The 19,789-nt window shown below is 48.3% G+C and carries 17 protein-coding genes and 1 pseudogene; 1 reads left to right on the forward strand and 17 read right to left on the reverse strand.

What is annotated here, in order from left to right; all coding sequences use genetic code 11:
- Positions 1-8 precede the first annotated feature (8 nt).
- The 10 genes and pseudogenes from HPY28_RS18755 to HPY28_RS18800 form a co-directional block, all read right to left on the reverse strand.
- Positions 9-1,118: an aminopeptidase gene (locus tag HPY28_RS18755; protein WP_173623871.1), complete on the reverse strand. Its 1,110-nt coding sequence runs from the start codon at positions 1,116-1,118 to the stop codon at positions 9-11.
- A 21-nt stretch (positions 1,119-1,139) separates the two neighbouring features.
- The gene (locus HPY28_RS18760) at positions 1,140-2,102 is read right to left on the reverse strand and encodes an ABC transporter ATP-binding protein (protein ID WP_174231228.1); all 963 of its coding nucleotides are present in this window, start codon (positions 2,100-2,102) and stop codon (positions 1,140-1,142) included.
- Positions 2,099-3,088, reverse strand: coding sequence for an ABC transporter ATP-binding protein (locus tag HPY28_RS18765; RefSeq protein ID WP_017251762.1), 990 nt, complete (start codon positions 3,086-3,088; stop codon positions 2,099-2,101). Before HPY28_RS18765 ends, HPY28_RS18760 begins: the two co-directional genes overlap by 4 nt.
- Before the next feature lie 37 nt (positions 3,089-3,125).
- Positions 3,126-3,980, reverse strand: a complete 855-nt coding sequence (locus HPY28_RS18770; RefSeq protein WP_017251761.1) for an ABC transporter permease — start codon at positions 3,978-3,980, stop codon at positions 3,126-3,128.
- Position 3,981: 1 nt separating this feature from the next.
- Complete coding sequence (gene nikB, locus HPY28_RS18775; RefSeq protein WP_026043338.1) at positions 3,982-4,917, reverse strand: nickel ABC transporter permease; 936 nt, start codon at positions 4,915-4,917, stop codon at positions 3,982-3,984.
- A 233-nt stretch (positions 4,918-5,150) separates the two neighbouring features.
- Positions 5,151-7,034, reverse strand: a complete 1,884-nt coding sequence (locus tag HPY28_RS18780; protein WP_174231151.1) for an alpha/beta fold hydrolase — start codon at positions 7,032-7,034, stop codon at positions 5,151-5,153.
- Between the two features lie 59 nt (positions 7,035-7,093).
- Positions 7,094-7,666 carry a TetR/AcrR family transcriptional regulator gene (locus HPY28_RS18785; RefSeq protein ID WP_173623873.1) on the reverse strand — a complete coding sequence of 191 codons (573 nt, stop codon included), beginning with the start codon at positions 7,664-7,666 and terminating at the stop codon, positions 7,094-7,096.
- Between the two features lie 345 nt (positions 7,667-8,011).
- The gene (locus HPY28_RS18790) at positions 8,012-8,833 is read right to left on the reverse strand and encodes a DUF2785 domain-containing protein (protein ID WP_173623928.1); all 822 of its coding nucleotides are present in this window, start codon (positions 8,831-8,833) and stop codon (positions 8,012-8,014) included.
- 36 nt (positions 8,834-8,869) lie between these two features.
- Positions 8,870-9,583 (reverse strand): annotated as a pseudogene (locus tag HPY28_RS30510) (alpha/beta fold hydrolase); the annotation flags it as partial.
- Entirely contained in the window at positions 9,564-10,742 is a 1,179-nt protein-coding gene (locus tag HPY28_RS18800) for a DUF4272 domain-containing protein (protein WP_174231152.1), read from the reverse strand. The pseudogene HPY28_RS30510 and the gene HPY28_RS18800, both read right to left, overlap by 20 nt.
- Positions 10,743-10,887: 145 nt before the next feature.
- Here HPY28_RS18800 and HPY28_RS18805 point away from each other — a divergent pair, with 145 nt between their 5' ends.
- Positions 10,888-11,976 carry a suppressor of fused domain protein gene (locus HPY28_RS18805; RefSeq protein WP_174231153.1) on the forward strand — a complete coding sequence of 363 codons (1,089 nt, stop codon included), beginning with the start codon at positions 10,888-10,890 and terminating at the stop codon, positions 11,974-11,976.
- Positions 11,977-12,371: 395 nt separating this feature from the next.
- Here the strand turns inward: HPY28_RS18805 and HPY28_RS18810 are convergent, their stop codons facing one another.
- The 7 genes from HPY28_RS18810 to HPY28_RS18840 all read right to left on the reverse strand — a co-directional run bounded on the left by HPY28_RS18810 (position 12,372) and on the right by HPY28_RS18840 (position 19,702).
- Positions 12,372-12,662 carry a hypothetical protein gene (locus HPY28_RS18810; RefSeq protein ID WP_174231154.1) on the reverse strand — a complete coding sequence of 97 codons (291 nt, stop codon included), beginning with the start codon at positions 12,660-12,662 and terminating at the stop codon, positions 12,372-12,374.
- Entirely contained in the window at positions 12,659-12,961 is a 303-nt protein-coding gene (locus HPY28_RS18815) for a DUF2089 family protein (RefSeq protein ID WP_017251752.1), read from the reverse strand. Before HPY28_RS18815 ends, HPY28_RS18810 begins: the two co-directional genes overlap by 4 nt.
- Positions 12,962-13,144: 183 nt before the next feature.
- The gene (locus HPY28_RS18820; RefSeq protein ID WP_174231155.1) at positions 13,145-15,115 is read right to left on the reverse strand and encodes a M6 family metalloprotease domain-containing protein; all 1,971 of its coding nucleotides are present in this window, start codon (positions 15,113-15,115) and stop codon (positions 13,145-13,147) included.
- A 288-nt stretch (positions 15,116-15,403) separates the two neighbouring features.
- Positions 15,404-17,092: a YcdB/YcdC domain-containing protein gene (locus HPY28_RS18825; RefSeq protein ID WP_174231156.1), complete on the reverse strand. Its 1,689-nt coding sequence runs from the start codon at positions 17,090-17,092 to the stop codon at positions 15,404-15,406.
- Positions 17,079-17,627, reverse strand: a complete 549-nt coding sequence (locus tag HPY28_RS18830; protein WP_017251749.1) for an RNA polymerase sigma factor — start codon at positions 17,625-17,627, stop codon at positions 17,079-17,081. Before HPY28_RS18830 ends, HPY28_RS18825 begins: the two co-directional genes overlap by 14 nt.
- A 76-nt stretch (positions 17,628-17,703) precedes the next feature.
- Positions 17,704-19,230, reverse strand: coding sequence for a YcdB/YcdC domain-containing protein (locus HPY28_RS18835; protein ID WP_174231157.1), 1,527 nt, complete (start codon positions 19,228-19,230; stop codon positions 17,704-17,706).
- 109 nt (positions 19,231-19,339) lie between these two features.
- Entirely contained in the window at positions 19,340-19,702 is a 363-nt protein-coding gene (locus HPY28_RS18840) for a winged helix-turn-helix transcriptional regulator (protein WP_174231158.1), read from the reverse strand.
- Positions 19,703-19,789: the final 87 nt, after the last annotated feature.

Consider the following 19,789-nt stretch of genomic DNA (forward strand, 5'->3'; position numbering starts at 1 on the left):
TGCTCCTCCTACTCTTTCAAGTTTTCCGGATTAAGTGGTGCAAGCTCTGGCAAGAGAAAGCGTCCGTCTCTGCGAATCAAATGGTCATCGAACCAAATCTCACCGCCACCGTACTCTGGGCGTTGAATCATGACCATGTCCCAGTGGATGTTTGATTTGTTACCGTTGGATGCCTCGTCGTAGCATCGTCCCGGGGTAAAATGGAAGCTGCCGTCGATTTTTTCATCGAACAAAATATCCTGCATGGGCTCCCGAATGAACGGGTGCACCCCCAAAGCAAACTCCCCAATGTACCGGGCACCTTCATCCGTATCCAAAATGTTGTTCAAGCGCTCCGAGTCATTGGCTGTGGCGTTAACGATTCTCCCGTCCACAAACTCCAGCCGTACCTTTTCAAAGGTAAAGCCTTGATAAGGCGAAGGCGTGTTAAACGATATGACACCGTTCACCGAATCGCGAACAGGAGCCGTAAATACTTCACCATCTGGTATGTTATAGTGCCCCGGACACGGAATCGCAGGAATACCTTTGATTGAGAAGGTCAGCTCTGTGCCAGGTCCCGTGATTTTCACACGGTCCGTTCGCTCCATCAGCTCCTTGAGCGGCTGCATGGCTTTTGCCATTTTGGCATAATCCATTGTGCAGACATCGAAGTAGAACTGTTCGAACGCTTCTGTACTCTTATTCGCTAGCTGCGCCATCGAAGGCGTCGGATAACGGAGATAGACCCATTTCTTTTTGAGACGCACGATACTTACTTCTTTGAAAAAGGACGTAGCCAGCTTCATCTGCTCATCAGGGACATCAGACACTTCATTGATGTTCAGCCCACCCTCGATAATGATGCACGCTTGCATTTTTTCCATTCGCTCTTTGTCCATCTCTGTTTCTAAACGGAATTGCTCCTCTGTTCCCGCTAGCAATAACTGACGGCTAATCGAGGATTCACGCAGGTTCACAAAAGAATGTCCGCCTGCTCGCGAAACAGCTTTGACAAGCTCCTTTATCAGAGCGGCGTCCACCTCCATCGCATCGATCAGCACGTTATCTCCCGGCTGCACATTCGTCGAGTAATTCACCAGCACATTCGCCAGCTTCGTAAGACGTGGGTCCAACATCTATCTATCACTCCTGCTCCCTTATTTTGTATAGAGATGACACGCAACCAGTCTGCCGCCTGCTTCTGTGAATGGAGGGGCTTCTGTCTTGCACACGTCCATACACGCCCAACAGCGCGGGTGAAACTTGCAGCCCTGCGGCGGATTCGATGGAGACGGCAGATCCCCCGTTAAAATGATCCGTTCTTTTTTCTCGTCAGGATCAGTGATGGGAATGGCGGAGAGAAGCGACTGAGTGTAGGGATGCATCGGGCGCTGAAACAGCTCTTCTTTTTTCGCCAGCTCAATCACTTCTCCCAAGTACATCACCGCTACTCGATCGGCGATATGCTCGACGACACTCAAGTCATGCGAGATAAAAAGATACGTGAGCGAAAACTGCTCCTGCAAATCCTGAAGCAAATTGAGAATTTGCGATTGGATCGATACATCCAGGGCGGACACAGGCTCGTCAGCTATGATGAGCTTTGGCCTGAGCATCAAGGCGCGAGCGATCCCGATTCTTTGCCTTTGTCCTCCGGAAAACTCATGGGCGTATCGCGACAAATGACTTTTGTTCAAACCGACGATCTCCAGCGTCTCTTCGATCATGGCTGCTCGCTCGCGCTTTGGGATACCATGGGCAATTAATGGCTCTGACAAAATGTGCTGGATCGTCAGCTTTGGATTGAGGGTGTCAAATGGATTTTGAAACACCATTTGCATATCACGCCGCAGCTTTTGCATGTCTGCCTTCTGTAAGCTGCGGATATTTTGACCCTCGAACACGATCTCGCCGTCTGTCGGCTCGATCAAGCGCAAAATGCATCTGCCCAGTGTTGACTTGCCACAGCCTGACTCTCCCACGATTCCCAACGTTTCACCTGCGTTGACAGTCACGTTCACCCCATGGACGGCATGCACGTAACTCGGCTGCTGGAACCACCCTTTGCCGACTAGGAACTTCTTATTCAGGTTCTTCACTTGCAAAAGAGGCGTCTTCATCCATTCACCGCCGTGCTTTCCCTGTTCTCTCGATACAGCCAACAACGGCACTCCGACTGTTGATCCACATCCAGCAACGGGGGATTTTGCTCCAAACAGACAGGCATCACCTTCTCGCATCGCGGTGCAAAACGGCATCCCTTCGGATAATGATCGGGGGCCGGCACACTTCCCGCGATACTGTGCAATCTCTTCTGGCCTTTGGCATTATGTGGCGTTGACTTGATCAAGCCCATGGTGTACGGATGCTTGGGGCTTCGGAGCAGTGTGCGAACGTCCGCCGCTTCAATGACCTGCCCGGCATACATCACCAGTACCCGGTCACATGTCTCGGCGACGACGCCCAAATCATGCGTGATCATGATGAGCGACATGCCCAGTTCTCTTTGGATTTTTTTCATGACATCCAATATTTGCGCCTGGATTGTTACGTCTAGGGCAGTCGTCGGTTCGTCCGCTATCAGCAGCTTTGGATGACAAGCAATCGCCATCGCGATCATCACGCGCTGTCGCATCCCCCCTGACAGACGATGCGGGTACTCATGATAGATTTCATTGGCACGTGAAATACCCACCTGCGTCAACAGCTCGAGCACTCTTTGTCTCGATTGAACTCGGTTCATGCCCTCATGCTTTTCCAGTCCTTCGCTCAATTGCTTGCCGATGGTCAGTACGGGATTCAGCGAAGTCATCGGCTCCTGAAAGATCATAGCGATCTCTTTTCCTCTAATCTTCTGCATCTCTTTTTCGCTATAGCGCAAGAGATCGGCTCCGTTCAGTTGAATACGGCCTGCAATGCTTCCGTTTTTACTGAGCAAGCGCATCATGGATAGAGAGGCAACGCTTTTTCCACATCCTGATTCTCCGACGATCCCGACCGATTCACCTCTTTTGACCTGTAAGCAAAGATTGTCCACCACCTTGAAAGCCCTTTCATTTTTTGAAAACGTGGTAGTCAATCCTGTCACTTCCAACACATTCGTCACGTTACTCACTCCTTTTTCGGGAACGGAAGCTCGCCAACTATGATTTGGGATCAAAGATATCCCGCAAAGCATCCCCGAGCAGATACACCGTAAAAACGACTGCCGTAATCGCAAGACCGGGAAACGTAGCGAGCCACCAAGCTTCTCGCAAGTAATTCTTCCCTTCATTCAGCATCGTTCCCCACTCCGGTGTAGGAGGCTGGGCACCCAAACCGATAAAGCCCAGTGCCGAGGTCCCCAAAATGGCACTGCCAATAAACATGGTCGTATAGACGATCAGCACGTTCGAGATGTTCGGAATGAACTGGCGCGTAATGATCCACCAATTCGAGCTGCCGATGGAGCGACTTGCTTCCACATAGCCGGATTGCTTGATGGAGAGTGCCGCACCACGAATCAGAATCGAAAAGGCCGGAATCGATGATATTCCGATCGCGATCATCGCATTTTCCTGACTCGGTCCGAGTACAGCTACAATGGCTAGAGCAAGCACAATACCGGGCAACGCCAGCATGATGTCCATGATTCTCATGATCAGATTGTCAACAATTCCTCCGAGGTAAGCGCATGTCACACCTATCAGCGTTCCTGCTACAAACGTCATGACAGACGCTAGCACGGCTACGGTCAGTGTCACTCGTGTTCCGTACAGCATCCGGGATAAAATATCGCGGCCAATCGCATCTGTCCCTAGCCAAAAGTCTTTCGACGGCCCTTGCATAAATGCTTCGTAGTACGTTTTCGTAGGATCATGTGGAGCTATCCACGGCCCGATGATTCCCAGCAAAACGATGCAGAGCATCATCAGGAAGCTGTATTTCGCTTTCTTTTGCTGCATGATCTTCTCCCATAATTCCAAACGAGGCATGGACCATTGCTTGCTCCAGAACACGCTACACCCCCTCCTTCGCGGCGTAGTCAATACGAGGATCGAGAATCGCGTACAAGACATCAATCAAAATGACAACGAGGACATATACAGCTCCAATAAACAACGTCGTTCCTTGAATCATCGGAAAATCCCGCGAGCTAATTGCTTGAATCGCCAAAGTACCCACTCCCGGCCAGCCAAAAACCTGCTCGACAATCACAGCCCCACCCAGCAAGCCAGCCAGCTCCAGGCCAATGACAGCCACAATCGGAATCATCACATTGCGAAAAGCGTGCCGCAGCAGCACAATTCGTTCATTCATCCCTTTCGCACGTGCTGTTCGGATATAGTCATTGGACAAAACCTCTACCATGCCAGCACGAGTGAGTCGGCTAAGTGCCGTCGCCATCAATGTCCCCAAGGTAAACGCTGGAAGAACCATGTCTTTTAGCCCCGTCCCTCCCGCAATCGGAAACCAGCCCAAATGGACGGAGAAAACAAGGATAACGAGTAAGCCCAACCAAAAGCCGGGTATAGACATACCAAAGGTGGAAAAGGTCATAATCGCTCCATCGATGGGTGTATCCTTGTATTTCGCCGCTAGGACACCCAGCCCGATACCGATCACAACTGCCACCACGAGGCTGGCTACTGCCATTTTTGCTGTCGCGGGAAAACGATCAGCAATTTCTGTGCTGACAGGCCGGCCCGTTTTCAGGGAAGTGCCGAGATCCCCTTTCAAAACGCCAGAAGCATAGTCGAGATACTGGACGACCAAAGGTTTGTTCAAGCCCAGCTCTCCGCGAAGCGATTCGATTTGTTCCACAGTCGCCCGCTGCCCTAGCATGATCCGCACAGGGTCACCCGGGATGAGATGAATGAGCAGAAATGTAAAAACGGAGAGTCCAAACAGGACAATGATGCCCGACAATAAGCGCTTCACTATATACTGCTTCATGAGGTCTTCACCCAGATGTGAGAAACGGTATGAACTAGCTTCTTCCTGTTGCGTTCCGGCACTTTGTTCTCCTCCCTTTTTCATCACTAACGACATTTGTCGTTATAGTGTCGTTATTAGTTAAAAATAGTCTATTTCAAATTTACAGAAAGTTCAACTTGTTTTTTTCTTACTTCATTCAAAAAGAGCATGGTCCCTTTCTACCATGCCCCTTCTGAAGAATCGTTCCGTCCTCATTCCTTGCCGTACCTCATCTGTAGCAATACATTTGCCGTTAGCTGTGGATGACTGAGCGGAAAATGATGCGCGACGGAGAGCCTTTCGATCTCTACATTTGCTCCCCTGAATGCATCCTCTGTTTCTTTTGTCAGCTGATACGTTTTATCCTGTGTTCCCCATACGATCTGGACTGGAAAAGGGAAAGGCTGTGTCGCTCCCATTTGCCGGAATTCATTCATCAAATAGCGCAGAACGTCTGTATGCGTCTTGCTGATGCGTGGGGATTGCAGGAGCTTACCTGCCCTGTCTACATAGCCTTTTGGCATTTCCTCCGTGGACTGAAATACCCCTTGCTCAAGCATTGCTTTTTCCAATTTGGCTGGCGTTACCTGCTTTTGCAAAAAACGCTGAAGGAGGGCTGGACTTTTTCCCAATCCCGCCAGCAGCAAAGAATACTTCGGCGCATGCAGGGGCGGCTGCAAAAGGTATAGCTTCTCGATTTTTTCCGGTACTCGCTTTGCTGCCTCCCACGCCAAAAACCCGCCAAATGAATGTCCTGCAAGATGAACCGGGGACGGTAGCTGCCGCAATGCCTCGGCCACTGCCTCGATAAAGCCCTCGATCGGTTTTTCGTGATGGTGATAGGGTGATCTGCCAAACCCGGGCAAATCCAATAACCATACTGCCTGTTCGCCCAGCTGTTCAGCGAGCGGAAGTAAATCGCTCATCTCACTGAAAAGCCCATGCACGAGCAGCCACGGAGTACCCGAGCCTTCTTTCTTGTACGCGGCCATGCCTGCGATTTGCTCTCGGTGAAAGTGAGGAGGCACTTTCTGATCCTTGACCGACAAACGATAGTCCAGATCGGCAATCACACTGGGAAGATAAGCCGCTACGTCGTAATCATCGAGGCCTTTTTTCGCTTTCATTTGCTGAAAGGGAGCGAGCGGGAAGTCTTTCTTTACGATAAAATCCATCGAATTGGCAGGTACCCCGAGCAAGCGGCTGCCGCCGTTATGGAGAATTTTTTTCAAGACCGATACCGGGAAAGGAATCACTGGTGGCTTCATCCGTAATTCTTTGGCCATCAACAAAATTAACTCCGAAAAAGCTGGCGTCGCACTACGCTCATTTAAGGCGTAATACGTTTGATGTTCGATGTAATTTGCCTCTACAATTCCCACAATGACCTCGGCTAAATCGTCGACGGCCAGCAAAGGCAACCACCACTCCTTGCCACCGGGAAGAACAGGGAACTTACCACGCCGCATGGAGCTGATCACGAGCCCCAATCCATCTGTTTGTTCTGTGGTCCCGGTGCTTCTTGGGCCTATGATCGTACTCGGATTCACCACGACCAGCGGCATTCCTTTTTGATACGCCTCTTGTCTAAGGTATAGATCGGCCAGAAACTTGTATTTCTCGTAGCCCCCTGCCTCTCGTAAAAGATCGGTTGGCGCAAAAACATCTGTCCCCAACTTCCCGCTCTCATCTTCAAACGGACTCATGTAGCCAACGATATGAATCAGCTTTTGCAGACGCTGTTGTTTATGCAATTCGTTTGCTACTGCTGTGAGATGAGTTACTCCTCGTAAAATCACGTCTCTCCCCACCGTTTCATCCATCGAAATATCCATCGGGACACCTGCATGGATGATGACAGTTGCGCGCAATACCTGGCGGTAATCGCTCGCTGATAATCCCAAGCCCTCCTTTCGCAAATCACCCCGCACGGCCTTGCAATTAGACCTCTCTGTAGGTGTCATCTGCATCAGCAATTCATCCCACTTCTCAGGCGAACGAACCAGCGCCAGCACGGTATGACCAGCTCGTGCCAGCTGTTTTGTTACCTCCTTGCCGATAAATCCAGTCGCACCGGTTACAAAAACGACAGCCATTGTTTCTGCCTCCTTTATATTTATAGTACTAATCAGTACTAATTTACTTCAAAAAAATCCTACACTTGAATCAAGTGCAGAAGTGTCTGACCTGCGCCTATGAGTACCTGTGCATGACCCTGCGATTCAGCCATGAGCATCGCTCCCTCCACAATGGTCACGAGCAAGACTGCCGTTTGCTGAATCGAGATATTTTCCTTGAATTCCCCACGGGCGATTCCCTCCACGAGCAGCTTTTCCGCTAGGTTCTGCCATTCGATCAGGAACTCGTTGATTCGCGCTTTGACCTCTGGTATTTGCGCCGACAGCAAGGAAAGGATCGGACAGCCTCCTACACAGGAGCGGCCCTCCAGTTCCTCTGCGATGGTGGTAAAAATCAGCCCTACCCGTGCGGAAACAGACAGGTCTGTCCGTTGCAAAATGGCTTCCAGTGCTCCTCTCAGGACGTTGATTCTGTAGCCGAGTACAGCTACAACGAGCTCCTCCTTGCTTTTGAAGTGGTAGTAAATGTTGGACTTGGAGACTTTGCTATGTGCTACGACGTCATCCATGCTGGTATTCATGAGTCCTTTTTGCAAAAACAAATTGGATGCAGTGGCGATGACATGGTCACGGTTTGAGGTTCGTTTCATGATTAGAACTATATAGTACTAACAGGTGATTGTCAATCAGTGGAGGAGAAGAAAAAGCGCAGTTCTCTTCGACTCTGACACGCCCACAAGGGAGATTGACTGTTCGTCTACACTAAAAAAAGGGGACCGTCGAGCCAAAGCCACCCTACGGGCGGAAGTATCTCGAAGAAGAAGTGTTCGACAAGCAGGTCCCCTTTTTTTAGTTCCGACTGGGTAGGCGTTGTCAAGGTCTACGAGCCCTGCGCTTTTTCTTCTCACCAGCTTTGTTGGTTGACCGCTACTTTTAAAACTTAATATAAAAAAGAAAAGGTTGATACCGTCTGTCACGGTATCAACCTTCATCCATTACGTGATCGCAAATCTGTTACATTTCGTTACGGCAGTAAGCATGGCAGCCGCCAGATCATTTTCCCGGCTATCTCGTGCCCTTCTTAGATAAAGACAGCGCAGAAAATTCTTGCTGTTCACTCTAGCGATAACTTGAGCACGACTTTTTGGAAGCTCGGCACAGCTTGCTAAACTATTGATCCAGTCAGCGAGCTCCTGCTCGGTAAGCAAACCTTTGTCTATCATGATATCTACGATGCTCGCGAGTCGTTCGTCCTCTTCCTCATTGAAAATGTGCTTCTCGTTATGCAGCACGCCCTGGATCGCACGAAGAACGTCTCGCTGTACGGCTTCATCGCTTTCTGGGCACTGTACCAGCTCTACGAATACGTCTGCACCGTGAGCTGTACTGTGAGCCCAGCCTCCCTCGAACAAATAGCCGCGCAAATCCTTCTCCTCTTGAAAATAGCGGAGCATGGCAGTTCTCACGTGTTGGAAATCAGCTAGCGCCAAAAAAGGCTTCTGTCTGTGACGGCGCAAAATCAATGCAATCGGCAACGAAGAGAATGTCCTCGTAAATACGGCTGGGTCACCATCGCTTCCGATCTGATAGAACAAATGCTTTTCGTCGGTCAGTTCTCGCAGGAGGCTACGCAATTGTGCTTCTGTCAGCTGGTTCTCATCGAGAATCCACTCATAGAATGCCGGGTAGATGAGGTTATCCCGCAATTCCGGGTCAGGGTCACCAATATATTGCAGCAATAGTCCGACGAAATCTTGCAGTTGTTCCCCTTCACGCAACTGGTATTGTTCCTGCTCCAATCTTTGCAGATCCAGCATGAGCTGGGTTCTTGTATCGCTGACGTGTTCAACCGCTCTCAACATGATCAAGATTTCCTCGATCACGATATCTGGTTCATCGTGATGAATATAATGCCCGCTGCGAGTAGCCATTCTTTGCTTGCTTGAGGTTGAAAGTCTCTTGAAATCGGCTTGCAGACGTTGTTCAATGGTTAAGATTTCCTCGTTCGGCCATTCCTCGTCCCACACGTCCGGTAAGCCTCTCGTGATAATCGAGACAGGTATGTCACTTTGCCGAAAATAGTCTACGATCTCTTGATAGCTCCGTATCTTATCGATCTTTTCTCGATTGAGCATCGGATTCTCATAATATTCTCTATTGGCTGCGATCAGGTTGTCAGGCAGAACCTTTTCATATGCGAGCTCCTTATATTCGGGAGCAGCATCAACCAAAACTATCCCTGAAACAAGCTGCGGATATAGACTAGCAAACAGTCTAGCGACCAAACCGCCAAAAGAATGTCCGACTAAGATACAAGGCGCCTCCACCTCAATCTCCTGCAACAAATCGTATAGCTCCTCCACCAGATCGCGACAAGTCCGGGGGACGACCGCTACCGCTGGACTCCTGCCAATACCCGCCCGATCGTAGGATAAGGTAGACGCTTCCTGCGAGATGCGGTCTTGAACGATCTGCCATGTCTCACCGCTATCGCCCATTCCTGCTAAGAAGATCACACAAGGTGCTCCACTTTTTCGCGAATATAGCCTATGTATCCATCGACACATGATCCCAGTCATCCTCCATGTAACGAACCAGCCAATTCAATGCTCTGTGTCTTTCTACGACTACTTCGTCATTCAAACCGCCTGCAACCGTGCGATTGTTGATGCGCGCATCCACGCATGCCCAGTCATAGCGATAGATTAAATCTGCTTGGTCGAGAATCTCCTGTTTGCTTCTCACCACCGCATTGCCGTAGAAGGTGTCATAGTCACCTGCGCTTCTGAGAGCATCAATCGCGGTGTTCACATCACAAATTTTATCAGGGAAATGGAGCTCTTCCACATACCCGAGCGCCCACAGCAGTACCCAGTAGCATTCGTACATCCATACCATCTGAATCATATCGGTTCGGTCTGGCTGAGGATCCTTCAAGAAGTCTCTCTCTTTTTCCGTAAAGAATTCAGCAGCGCCAAACTGCTCAATAATTCCCTCGATGAACTCCCGCTCTTCCTTGATTTGTCCGTTTTCGGCGATCCCTCCGGCATATACCGCAATCAAGCATAGAGCAATCGCTCGCTGAACCATCTCATCCTTGCTCCTGATGACAGCGTCCTCGTCGCCTACGATGACAGGAAGATGCTGGATGTACGGAATGCCTTGCTCCTGCAATAGCTCGATGCTCCGCTCCTTGCGCGCTTCTCCTGACTGGGAGGGCTGAATATGTCCATCGATCAGGTCTACGCTGACCGTCACCAGAAAATCGTCCACTTCGGACTCTCCTGCCGTATTGAGAATCAACCTTCCTTGCTTATCGAGCATGTCTCCGGTAGGGAGAAAGACGATCCCGTGTACTTCTTCGGCAATCGCCATAATGGCCGCAAACGTCTTCTGGTCGATTTCCTTACTCGCTACAATTCCTACCGCCACATTGAGCGCTGTAATTTGGTACAACAGCTTTTGCTGGACCTTCTCGTGGGCCGTTTCAATCTGTGCGAAGTAACCGTACATCCCTTTTTTCATCTGAAGAAAGTCTTCTTGGTCATCATCCTCGCGCATAAGATTGAAGGTGATCTTGCTCTTGCTAAACCATTTTTTATCTGTCACGGTCACGGCCCGCTCGTCTGCGGATACCTCTACCAATTGATCACGAAAAGCCTCGACAATCGCAGCGACGACTTTCTCGCATTGTTGGATGGAGACATAGATGGTGCATTGATTCATCTGGCAACCTCCTTTGCTGAGCAAACATTTTCAAGGTGCTGAATTTTGTAATCAATAGTCAATTATGGTATTCTAACCCTGTTTAATCAAGCACGAATCTTTATAGTTATCGGCGAATCTACCACGATGATTGAAGGTGAAACCTATGAAAAACATCCTATTAGAGGAGTTCTCTCCCATTTGTCCGATTCAAGCTTTTGTCGAAGAGGATGAGAACGGCGTCTTTTTTTATTTGTGGGATTATCCCGGTGAGGAGCATGCCAGCATTCGCTCTTGTTGGGTAAGAAATTACGGACCTGCACCGGACTCGATCGATTTCGATGCCATGCAGGATGGTCAAGCTCCCATGCTGCCACGCGATTGCTGCGCTCATCCGGATGGAGCAGACAGGCTGGACCCGGAACGGCTCTCGATCGTTTGGCTGGAGGAAGGTGATGCAGCGGCACTTTTGTATGAGGATGAGGTGCTGTGTGTGATTCCCAGCTGGGCTGGCCCTTCCCCGGACGGCTCGCACTATCCTTCGTATGCACGAGATTGCACCGGAGAATCTCATTTATGCTTTCCACTGGGAACACCAGAAACGAACGCCATGTTTGCCCGTATCGAGGCTGCCCAGCATTTTTGGACGAGCTGGGATGGCAACCCTTGGCCTGACATCCAGCAGCAGTTCATGGACGCGATTACCTCGACTCTCGGCCCAGTTAAACAGTATTACGGCATTGACGGCGGTCACTGGCCCCCGAAAGCATTGGTAACCATCGAAAAAGGTGAAGTTACCTATGCGATGACCCTCGGCGTGTCCATATTGCGCCAGCCAAAAGTCGAGCAGTATACAGAAGAGCCAGAGCAATTACGCCGATTCGAGCTAGCCTTTGCCTGCGAAACCAAATGGCTTGCCCAAAACGAACAGCAATTGCTGGCCTACATCAGTGGCCAAACCTCTCTGCCGTGGTCGTATATGACCTTCCTCGCACAAGGTCACACCATTCCGTGCCAGGAAATCAGTCAAATCAACAGCCGCTTCTCCTCCATGCTGCTCGCAAAGCCTGAGGATGCACCAACCATTCCACTTCCGCTCATGGCAAGCGATCCTGTGAATCTGTTATGGATGATCCCGATTACCGCAGAGGAACAGCAGTATGCAGAAATGAACGGTTCTGAGCAATTGTTTCAGCGCTCCGCGGGAGATGGTGCGGAATGGATTTTTAATGGGGTAGCGAAATTTATGAAGTAAGCGTGAAGCTTGAAAACAGTTTCTGCGGAATACATTCTGTGGGGACTGTTTTTTGTTTTCTCAACACTTTGAGACGGGAAGATATTATATGAATCCCCGTGAATCTGCTTTTAAGATGGTTCACAAAAGTTGCATCAGAAGAAGCGCATTTCCAGTCGAAGCGCCTCTGGAGCCCGCCCCAGCGCAGGAATAAATGGCGGGGGTTTTCAGCTTCACTTATGGAATCCTGCATCGAATCTTCTACGTTTGAAGCGCTCCCGCCATTTATTCCGGAGCGGACAGTCAATCCCCCCTTGCAGGGCGTAGGCCGAAGCGTAGACTGGAAATGCGCTTCTTCCCCCACAACAGCTACTATTATCAAAACAAAAACCACCCTATTCAGGTGGTTCCAGTAACTACAAATCAAGCAACTCCATTCTCTCCATCTCTTTCTTCCTCTTCGCCTTCATCGCTCTTCTACCTTCCGACCAAGCCAATGATAGAATCGCGATCCCTCCAATTGCTACCAAGATCAACGTCAGTTCACTGCCTTCTTTAAATAAACCAGTAACATAACCGTAGACCAGGTACGCCAAAAAGAAGCCTGGGAAAATAGCCCCCCAATAAGCGTGATTCAGTCTGCCGAGTAAATTTTGCATCCCCACAATACCGAGCCCAACCAAAAATTGAATCATCCCCATACTCATCTGTTTTCATCTCTTTCTTGTTTGTATTTTTCAATAACGAGCTTGGCTACCTCCAAACTCATCCGTTCGTCAATGACTAGGTTTTTGATCATTTGCACGAACTCTACTTCCGCTTCCTTGCTATGTAATTCGATCTTTTTAATGATTCGGTCGAGCTTGGCCCGAACTGTTGGGTACGATACACCGTACTCATCAGCCATACCCTTGAGAGAGCCCGAACTGATAATAAACTTCCTGATAAATTCGAGGGTCTCCTTGTCCAGAGCTAACACCCAAGATGGAATTTCGTCGCGTTCCATGAATCGCCTCGCCTCCTGTCTTTCATTATATTAATGAAAACTTTAATTTTATTCAAGTATTTTTTAATAAAATGAAAATCAACCATAAAAAAGGAGCATCCTCACCTGATGCTCCCGCTCGTGTCCTCATCCTTCTATTCAACCTTCGTTAATCGAATATCCATCCAATGTGCCCAATTCTCATTATTGCCCAAATACATTGAGTTCGGCCGCACTTGTCCATGGGTTATTGTTTACCTCGCTTAAGGCACGCAGTTTAATATAGCGACCTGTCTTGGCTGCAAAGCTGACTTCTTTTAACGTCGTATCATTTGCAAAGGTACCTATGGCTACAGCTGTTCCCCAATTCACTCCATCACTACTGACGTAGAACTCATAGTTCTTGATCGTTCCGTTCACTTGACCATCTTGTCTGGGCAGGTAACTGAATTTGGAAAGGCTATACGTTGCACCCAAGTCAATTTGAATCTCGTGCGGCATTGGAGCTACGGGGCTCCATTTCGTGTGCCAAAACGTGCTGTTGTTTCCATCAAAGGCTTTCGGGGCTTCATTGTACAATTCATCGCTGTCTACATATTTTAGCGTCCAATTCGTTTGCGGAATCAGACTAGCTTCTCCTGCTGTGACTGCCACATTCACATTCATGGCAGAATTACTTGTGCTTGTCGTCGTAATCGTTACTCCCGATTTTTCTCCAGTGTAGGTATTACTGTTCGGATTGGTGTCTGGACTAAAGGAAGCAGCATGATTATTATTCGTGTAATAGAATGGGTCTTGGTATTCGCTCACGGATTGCTCTATGTCAATGAAAGGATGAGGATCATTCGTGTTATTATTCATGGATTCATCAATGTGCCAAACCGCGATGCCACCAGAATCTGTTTGCAAGCTAGCATCATATCCAACTTTTTCGCGATTCTCAACTAAAAAATACGTATTATCCTTTAAAGGAACCTTTAAAACATTATAATGATTCGGGATGGCTTGTAGCGTAAAATTGTTAGTGGCATTTACTACAGTTGGTGTGACAAATCCTAATTTTCCTTTTGACCAGGCATCCATATGAGTAGGTGTAGTTCCAGGATCTTCCCCTTGGAGATTATTCCAGGTTCCATTTGCCATTATACTTAGACCACCCACATGATTATTAGCACCATAGAGATCTGGAAGGCCCAAGGAATGACCCAATTCATGAGCAGTGATACCCATCGTTGCCATATGACCAAATTGTTTTTCACCCTGCGTCGTATACATACCTGATACTGTAACACCATCATGATTTGTGTTGGGAGCATACCACTGATGTGCCCAAATATTTGGCACTGCACCACCACTAGCCTCTTCATTACCAGCCAGAACAGTTACAATGTAGAAGCCATCTTTGGAGTCGATGACTTGATCATTATTGGTATCAAAACTAGCAAAGTTCACCTGAGGATCTGCTTTATCCAGTGCATCTGTTATAACCGTCCTAATGTCTTTTCCCGATGTATCCGGATGAGCGTAATCTAATCTTACTTTCACAACTCCATCATTTTGCGTACCATATATTTCGGATGCTGGAGTGATCTGTGCTTTTCCATTACTCACTTCATTATAGTAATGCTTTACTGACTTTTGATTTGCAGAAAAGAATTTGTTGCTCCAATCGTTGGCGCTATATGCGATATCAACATCTGTAAACCCAATTAACAAAACAAGCAATTTTGGGGTTCCTGAAACTGGCGTGACACTTCCGTCAATATTCTCTGGCAATCCCGAAAATTCATTTTGCAGCTCATTCATGAACTCCTGTTTTTTATTTGCTTGAGGGTCGTACTTATTTATCCATTTCATCAATTTGTTCTCACTTACCGCTTTTGAAGGCTTTTTGTCAATTTTATATTTTTTCCCCGTCGATTTCAGATCATCTGATGTAAGTTCAGCGTAATTCCAATACCCCTCCTGATCTTGTAAAAGTACATCGCCATCCTTTGTGCTTGCCCAATGGAACCATTCATCTCCATGCATCACGGCTTGAAACGATTCACCTGACGGTTGCTTCATTTTGACAACTCCATCGTATGCGGGTGCGGCAAAAACGTCCGTTTGAAAGTACAAAACACAAATCAAAGAAAAAACAGACGTGATCAGGCATTTAAAACTTTTTTTCATAGCCATTCCTCCTGTTTTAGAAGTTGTTCTCCTGTGGGAATGGTTCCCTCTATAGATTCATGAAGAACGCCCCCCTTTCTATGGCAGGCGGAAAATTCTGTTGATAACTGCACCAGATTCATACATAGGATGAATGGACAGATCATCTATACAGAACAACCAGAATACCCTTACCTACAATATTGGTAAATTTTGTCAACATGTTAACTTTTTCTATAAATCGGGGATTTTTTTATAATTAGCCAAAAAAATCCCGCCCCTCATGATGAGAAGCGGGATCACCTATCATTATTTGAATGCCTTTCCTGTTACTGCATCCAGCCTAAAGCCAGAAATCGTGTCCACCGTATAAACCAGAAGTGGCTTTTGTTGCAGCTTCCCATCTGCTACTGGAAGCACATACCCCAATTCAACCGGATGACTCTGCAAAAATCGCTTGGCTGCTTCTTCCCTCGATAGGACTGTATCCAATTCCGGGAAGGATTCAGTCGGACTCGTGAAGTAGTCCATGAAATTGACAATCTCCCCGTTCTGCCCATCCACATTGACGAGGTAATGCTGGTCAGCAACGATCACGCCATTATGAAGGGCGTAAAAAGTGAAGCTGTAAGCCGTTGCAGAAGGCATCGACATCTGGGTCTCATCGATTTTCAGTTCCTTCACACTGCTGTCCAGATAAGGCTGCAAAAACTGAACTGCTTTTTCCTTGGCCTCCTCATAGCTAAGCTGGGCATTTACTGGATGGTTCTGATGCTGTGTGGAGCTGGCCGTCTCTTTACTGCGGCGCACCTGAAAGCCTGTAATTACCCCGTCGTTTGAGTAGACAGTGACTCTGCCTAGCCCTTCCTTGGCCTTGTAGGTCGTCATCTGCTCGCCCTTCATCGTCTTCCTACCACCAGTGAGGAGAAATCCGTCCAGATTCACCTGAAACTGTTCCGTCACAGCCTTCGCCACTTCTTCCTCTGTTTGCACAGCGACCTTCTTACTTCCAGGCGTTACCGGGATGGCAGCGGAGTACCGGCTTTTATGTGACGCTTCCCCCCATACTTCTTCTCCTGTCACCGCATTCACATATCCAGTCGTCTGGAGAGAAAACGTCAGCGATGGCTTCCCATTATGTCTCGAACTCGCAAAATAGGTAAGCTCCATGAGCGACGCCACTTTCGCTGTGATTTCTTCTTCGGACAATACAGCGTCCGGTTCAGCAAACGACTTCGACGATATTTGCAGTGGCGCAGCTTCGAACGTATTGGCATATGTGACGATATTACTGTTGACGCCAACGACGTATCGGTCCGAGAAAACGGGCAACCCATTTGCATAGCGCGTATAGGTCACCGCATCCCAATCATTGCCGCTGGTCTGACTCGATTGGTACTGTTTGAATTCGTCTCCCAACAGCGCTTGTAAAAAGGCAGCAGATACTTGCTTCGCTTGTTCTTCTGTAGGCGAAGGGGCCCCTTCATTCAACGCTCTCTCATTTTCGTAGCGGCTCATTTTCCCCGTGGCTGCCACCATCTCCACAGATGCATACCGTTGTTCCTTTCCTTGCTCCTTTTGATAGAAGACAATTTCATAGATCCCATCTTCTTTTCCGATGACGTTGGGTTCCATCGTCTTTAGTTCCGGAACGAGATTGAACAGCTTTTCCAAGGTTTGCTTCGCGGCAGGGGATACTTCCGCCAGCTTCAGCTGCTGACCTTTCAACACGAGCGGAACTTCTGGCTGCGTCGTCATGATGGATTCCGGATTGGTAATCAGCCGGGTAAAAATCGGCGCCAGCAAAAAGACTGCTAGCAGCACCGCTGCGGATAATCCCAGTCGAATTGTCGTGCGTCGCGTTTTGCTTCTGCTGCGATGCTGTTGATCGACCTCGACCAGCTTTCTTTCCAATGTGTGCAAAAACTCGCTGCGGGGGACTGCATCCGGTCTGTTCCGAAATTCCTGTAACACTTCTTCATCGCTAGGAAATTTCATGCACACCATCCCCCTTTTCATAAATGTGTAACGCCGTTTCTTTTACCATCTTCATCGCGCGGTGAAAGTCTACCTTGACCTTCGCCTCTGTGCAGCCGAGAATTTCCGCTGTTTCCTTCACCGTATACTCTCTAATTCCCCGCAATACGATGACGTTTCGGTACTTGGGCTTTAGTTGCAGTAGCGCTTTTTCAAAATGAGTACGTTCCTCTTTATCCTGCAACTCTTTTTCCGGCAACCCCTCTGAGCTGGGCAACAGCTTTAGCAATGTCCCGGCAAAAATCGTTTGCAGCCGTTTCTTTCTGTATTCATCGATGGCGACATGCTTGGCAATATGTAAAATCCAAGTGCGCATACTCGAGCGCTCCTCAAATCTGTGCAAGGATTTAATGACGCGTACAAACACTTCTTGGGTCAAATCCTCTGCGGCTTCCCGACTTCCGATAAAATGATAGAGATACTGATAGACTTCTTTGGAATACATCCTGTATATCCCTGATATGTCTTGCTGACCTCGATCTTCTCGAGCATCCAAGGCTTCCTCCTCCTCTTCTCGCGACAGGACATGATGGAATCCCGCCCCTCATAATGGGAAGCGGGATCGAATACGATTATTTGAATGATTTTCCTGTTACCGCGTCAAGCAAGAAGTAAGAGACCGTGTCGATAGAATAAACCAGACTTGGCTTTGCTTGCACCTTCTCGTTCTGAACAGGGAACATGTACCCGAGCACAGCTGGTCGGTCTTTCAAAAACTGTTTGGCGGCTGCTTCTTTGGAAATGGCGGTCTTTTTGTCCGGGAAAGGAGCAGCAGGCTTCGTAAAGTAGTCCATGAAATTCACGATTTCCCCGGTCTGTCCGTCTACGTTGACGAGGTATTGCTGGTCTGTCACGACCACACCGTCATGCAAGGCGTAGAAACTGAAACTGTATGCCGTTGCAGAAGGCATCATGATCTTGGTCTGATCGATCTTCAGCTCTTTCACACTAGCGTCGAGGTACGGTTGCAAAAACTGAACCGCTTTTTCCTTGGCTTGCTCGTATGAAAGCTGGGCATTCGCCGGATTGTTGCCATGCTGTATGGTATGGGCCATCTCGACTTTTCCACGGACCTGGAAGCCGGTCACTTCGTTGTTGTGCGTATAGACCGTGATACTGCCGTCTCTTCCTTTGGACTTGTAAATCGTTTCCCCTTCCCCTTTCATTTCCGCTGGGGTATGTGTATCCGTCTCTAACGTGATTCCATCCATTTTCATTTGAAATTCTTCTGTCAGCACCTTTGTAGCTTCATCGGCATTGCTGACTGTGAACTTCTTGCCGCCTGGCTTGACCCCTATGACATCCGAGTAACGGCTTTTAAGGGAATAGGCACTCTCGATTTCTTCTCCTGTCACAGCATCCAAGTATCCGGTCGACTCCAGCGAGTATTTCAAAGTCGGCTTTCCTGTCTCCTTTTTATGAGCGGAATAAGTGAGCTCCATGAGCGCAGCGACTTTCCCAGTCACTTCTTCTTTGGACAATACCTTTCCTGGCTTGGCAAACAAGGAGGAGGCTGCTCGGAGCGGGGCACCTTCAAACGTGTTCACGTACATGACACTCGAACTGTTGACGCCAACGACATAACGATCGGTGAAAACAGGTACACCATGCTCGTGGCGCGTGTAGGTGACAGCATCCCATTCGCCCTTGGTTGTTTGAGTGGCTTTGTACTTTTTGAAATCATCGCCCAGGAGCTTCTGCAAAAATGCCGCGGATTTTTGTTTGGCAACCGCCTCCGATGGCTGATTGTTTTGCTTCTGCATTTCCTGTTCGTTTTCGTAGCTATGCAAAGCACCTGTCGTTGCATCCAGCCCCACCATGGCATACAGCTCCATCTTGCCTGGGGCAATTCCTTTGTCATAGCGCAGCTCGTACACACCGTTTTTCGGTCCGTTAATCTTTTTGTCCATGCTTTTTAATTCAGGCTGGATGGCGTAGAGCGTCTGGAGTGTTTTTTCTGCTGCTGGTGAGAGCTTCACTCCCTGTCCTTGAATGGTCTCAGCTTGTACGATCATCGTTGGATGTTGCAGCCATAGCGGGGTTGTCGCCAACAGACTTGCCATGAGTAACGTACTTGCCAATTTCTTTGTATGTTTCACAGTTGTTCCCTCCCAAGGAATTTTGTGTTTGTTTTTTGTCCTATGTAATAGTCGGAAAAAACACAGGGAGGTTACAAAATAAAAAAACCACCCTTTCAGGTGGCGGTTTTCATGACCCTTGAGCAGTAGATAGAGACTCTTCTGTAGCATCTGTTTGAAAATGAGCTCCCCACTCTCGCAAATAATCAATGACAGGTCCCAAGCCTTTCCCTAGCTCGGTCAGTTCGTACTCTACTTTTGGTGGAACGACAGGATACACTTCACGCTTGACGATTCCTGCTTCCTCCAACTCCCGCAATTGTTCTGCCAGCATTTTATGATTCACACCGATTATATTTTTCTTTAACTCACCGTACCTTTTTTTCCCTCGGAGCAACTGACAAATGATCGATATCTTCCATCTTCCCGCAAAAACCGAGACGGCAAGCTCGATCGGGCAAGGATATTCCTTGCCATTTAATAGGTACATCATCGATGGCCTCTTCATCCCACTCACTTCCCTTTTCGTAAGTATTAACCGAAAAAGTGCGTACTTACTTTTCTTTAGTGTATTCGGTAT

The organism is Brevibacillus sp. HB1.2 (assembly GCF_013332495.1).
Lineage (GTDB): Bacteria > Bacillota > Bacilli > Brevibacillales > Brevibacillaceae > Brevibacillus > Brevibacillus porteri.

What these genes read in the sequence shown, in the direction of transcription:
- HPY28_RS18755 (WP_173623871.1), bottom strand. Translation starts at nt 1,118, where the DNA reads ATGTTGGACCCACGTCTTACGAAGCTGGCGAATGTGCTGGTGAATTAC.
- HPY28_RS18760 (WP_174231228.1), bottom strand. Translation starts at nt 2,102, where the DNA reads ATGAAGACGCCTCTTTTGCAAGTGAAGAACCTGAATAAGAAGTTCCTA.
- nikB (WP_026043338.1), bottom strand. Translation starts at nt 4,917, where the DNA reads ATGAAGCAGTATATAGTGAAGCGCTTATTGTCGGGCATCATTGTCCTG.
- HPY28_RS18780 (WP_174231151.1), bottom strand. Translation starts at nt 7,034, where the DNA reads ATGGCTGTCGTTTTTGTAACCGGTGCGACTGGATTTATCGGCAAGGAG.
- HPY28_RS18785 (WP_173623873.1), bottom strand. Translation starts at nt 7,666, where the DNA reads ATGAAACGAACCTCAAACCGTGACCATGTCATCGCCACTGCATCCAAT.
- HPY28_RS18790 (WP_173623928.1), bottom strand. Translation starts at nt 8,833, where the DNA reads ATGCTGGATCTGCAAAGATTGGAGCAGGAACAATACCAGTTGCGTGAA.
- HPY28_RS18800 (WP_174231152.1), bottom strand. Translation starts at nt 10,742, where the DNA reads ATGAATCAATGCACCATCTATGTCTCCATCCAACAATGCGAGAAAGTC.
- HPY28_RS18805 (WP_174231153.1), top strand. Translation starts at nt 10,888, where the DNA reads ATGAAAAACATCCTATTAGAGGAGTTCTCTCCCATTTGTCCGATTCAA.
- HPY28_RS18810 (WP_174231154.1), bottom strand. Translation starts at nt 12,662, where the DNA reads ATGAGTATGGGGATGATTCAATTTTTGGTTGGGCTCGGTATTGTGGGG.
- HPY28_RS18815 (WP_017251752.1), bottom strand. Translation starts at nt 12,961, where the DNA reads ATGGAACGCGACGAAATTCCATCTTGGGTGTTAGCTCTGGACAAGGAG.
- HPY28_RS18820 (WP_174231155.1), bottom strand. Translation starts at nt 15,115, where the DNA reads ATGAAAAAAAGTTTTAAATGCCTGATCACGTCTGTTTTTTCTTTGATT.
- HPY28_RS18825 (WP_174231156.1), bottom strand. Translation starts at nt 17,092, where the DNA reads ATGAAATTTCCTAGCGATGAAGAAGTGTTACAGGAATTTCGGAACAGA.
- HPY28_RS18840 (WP_174231158.1), bottom strand. Translation starts at nt 19,702, where the DNA reads ATGATGTACCTATTAAATGGCAAGGAATATCCTTGCCCGATCGAGCTT.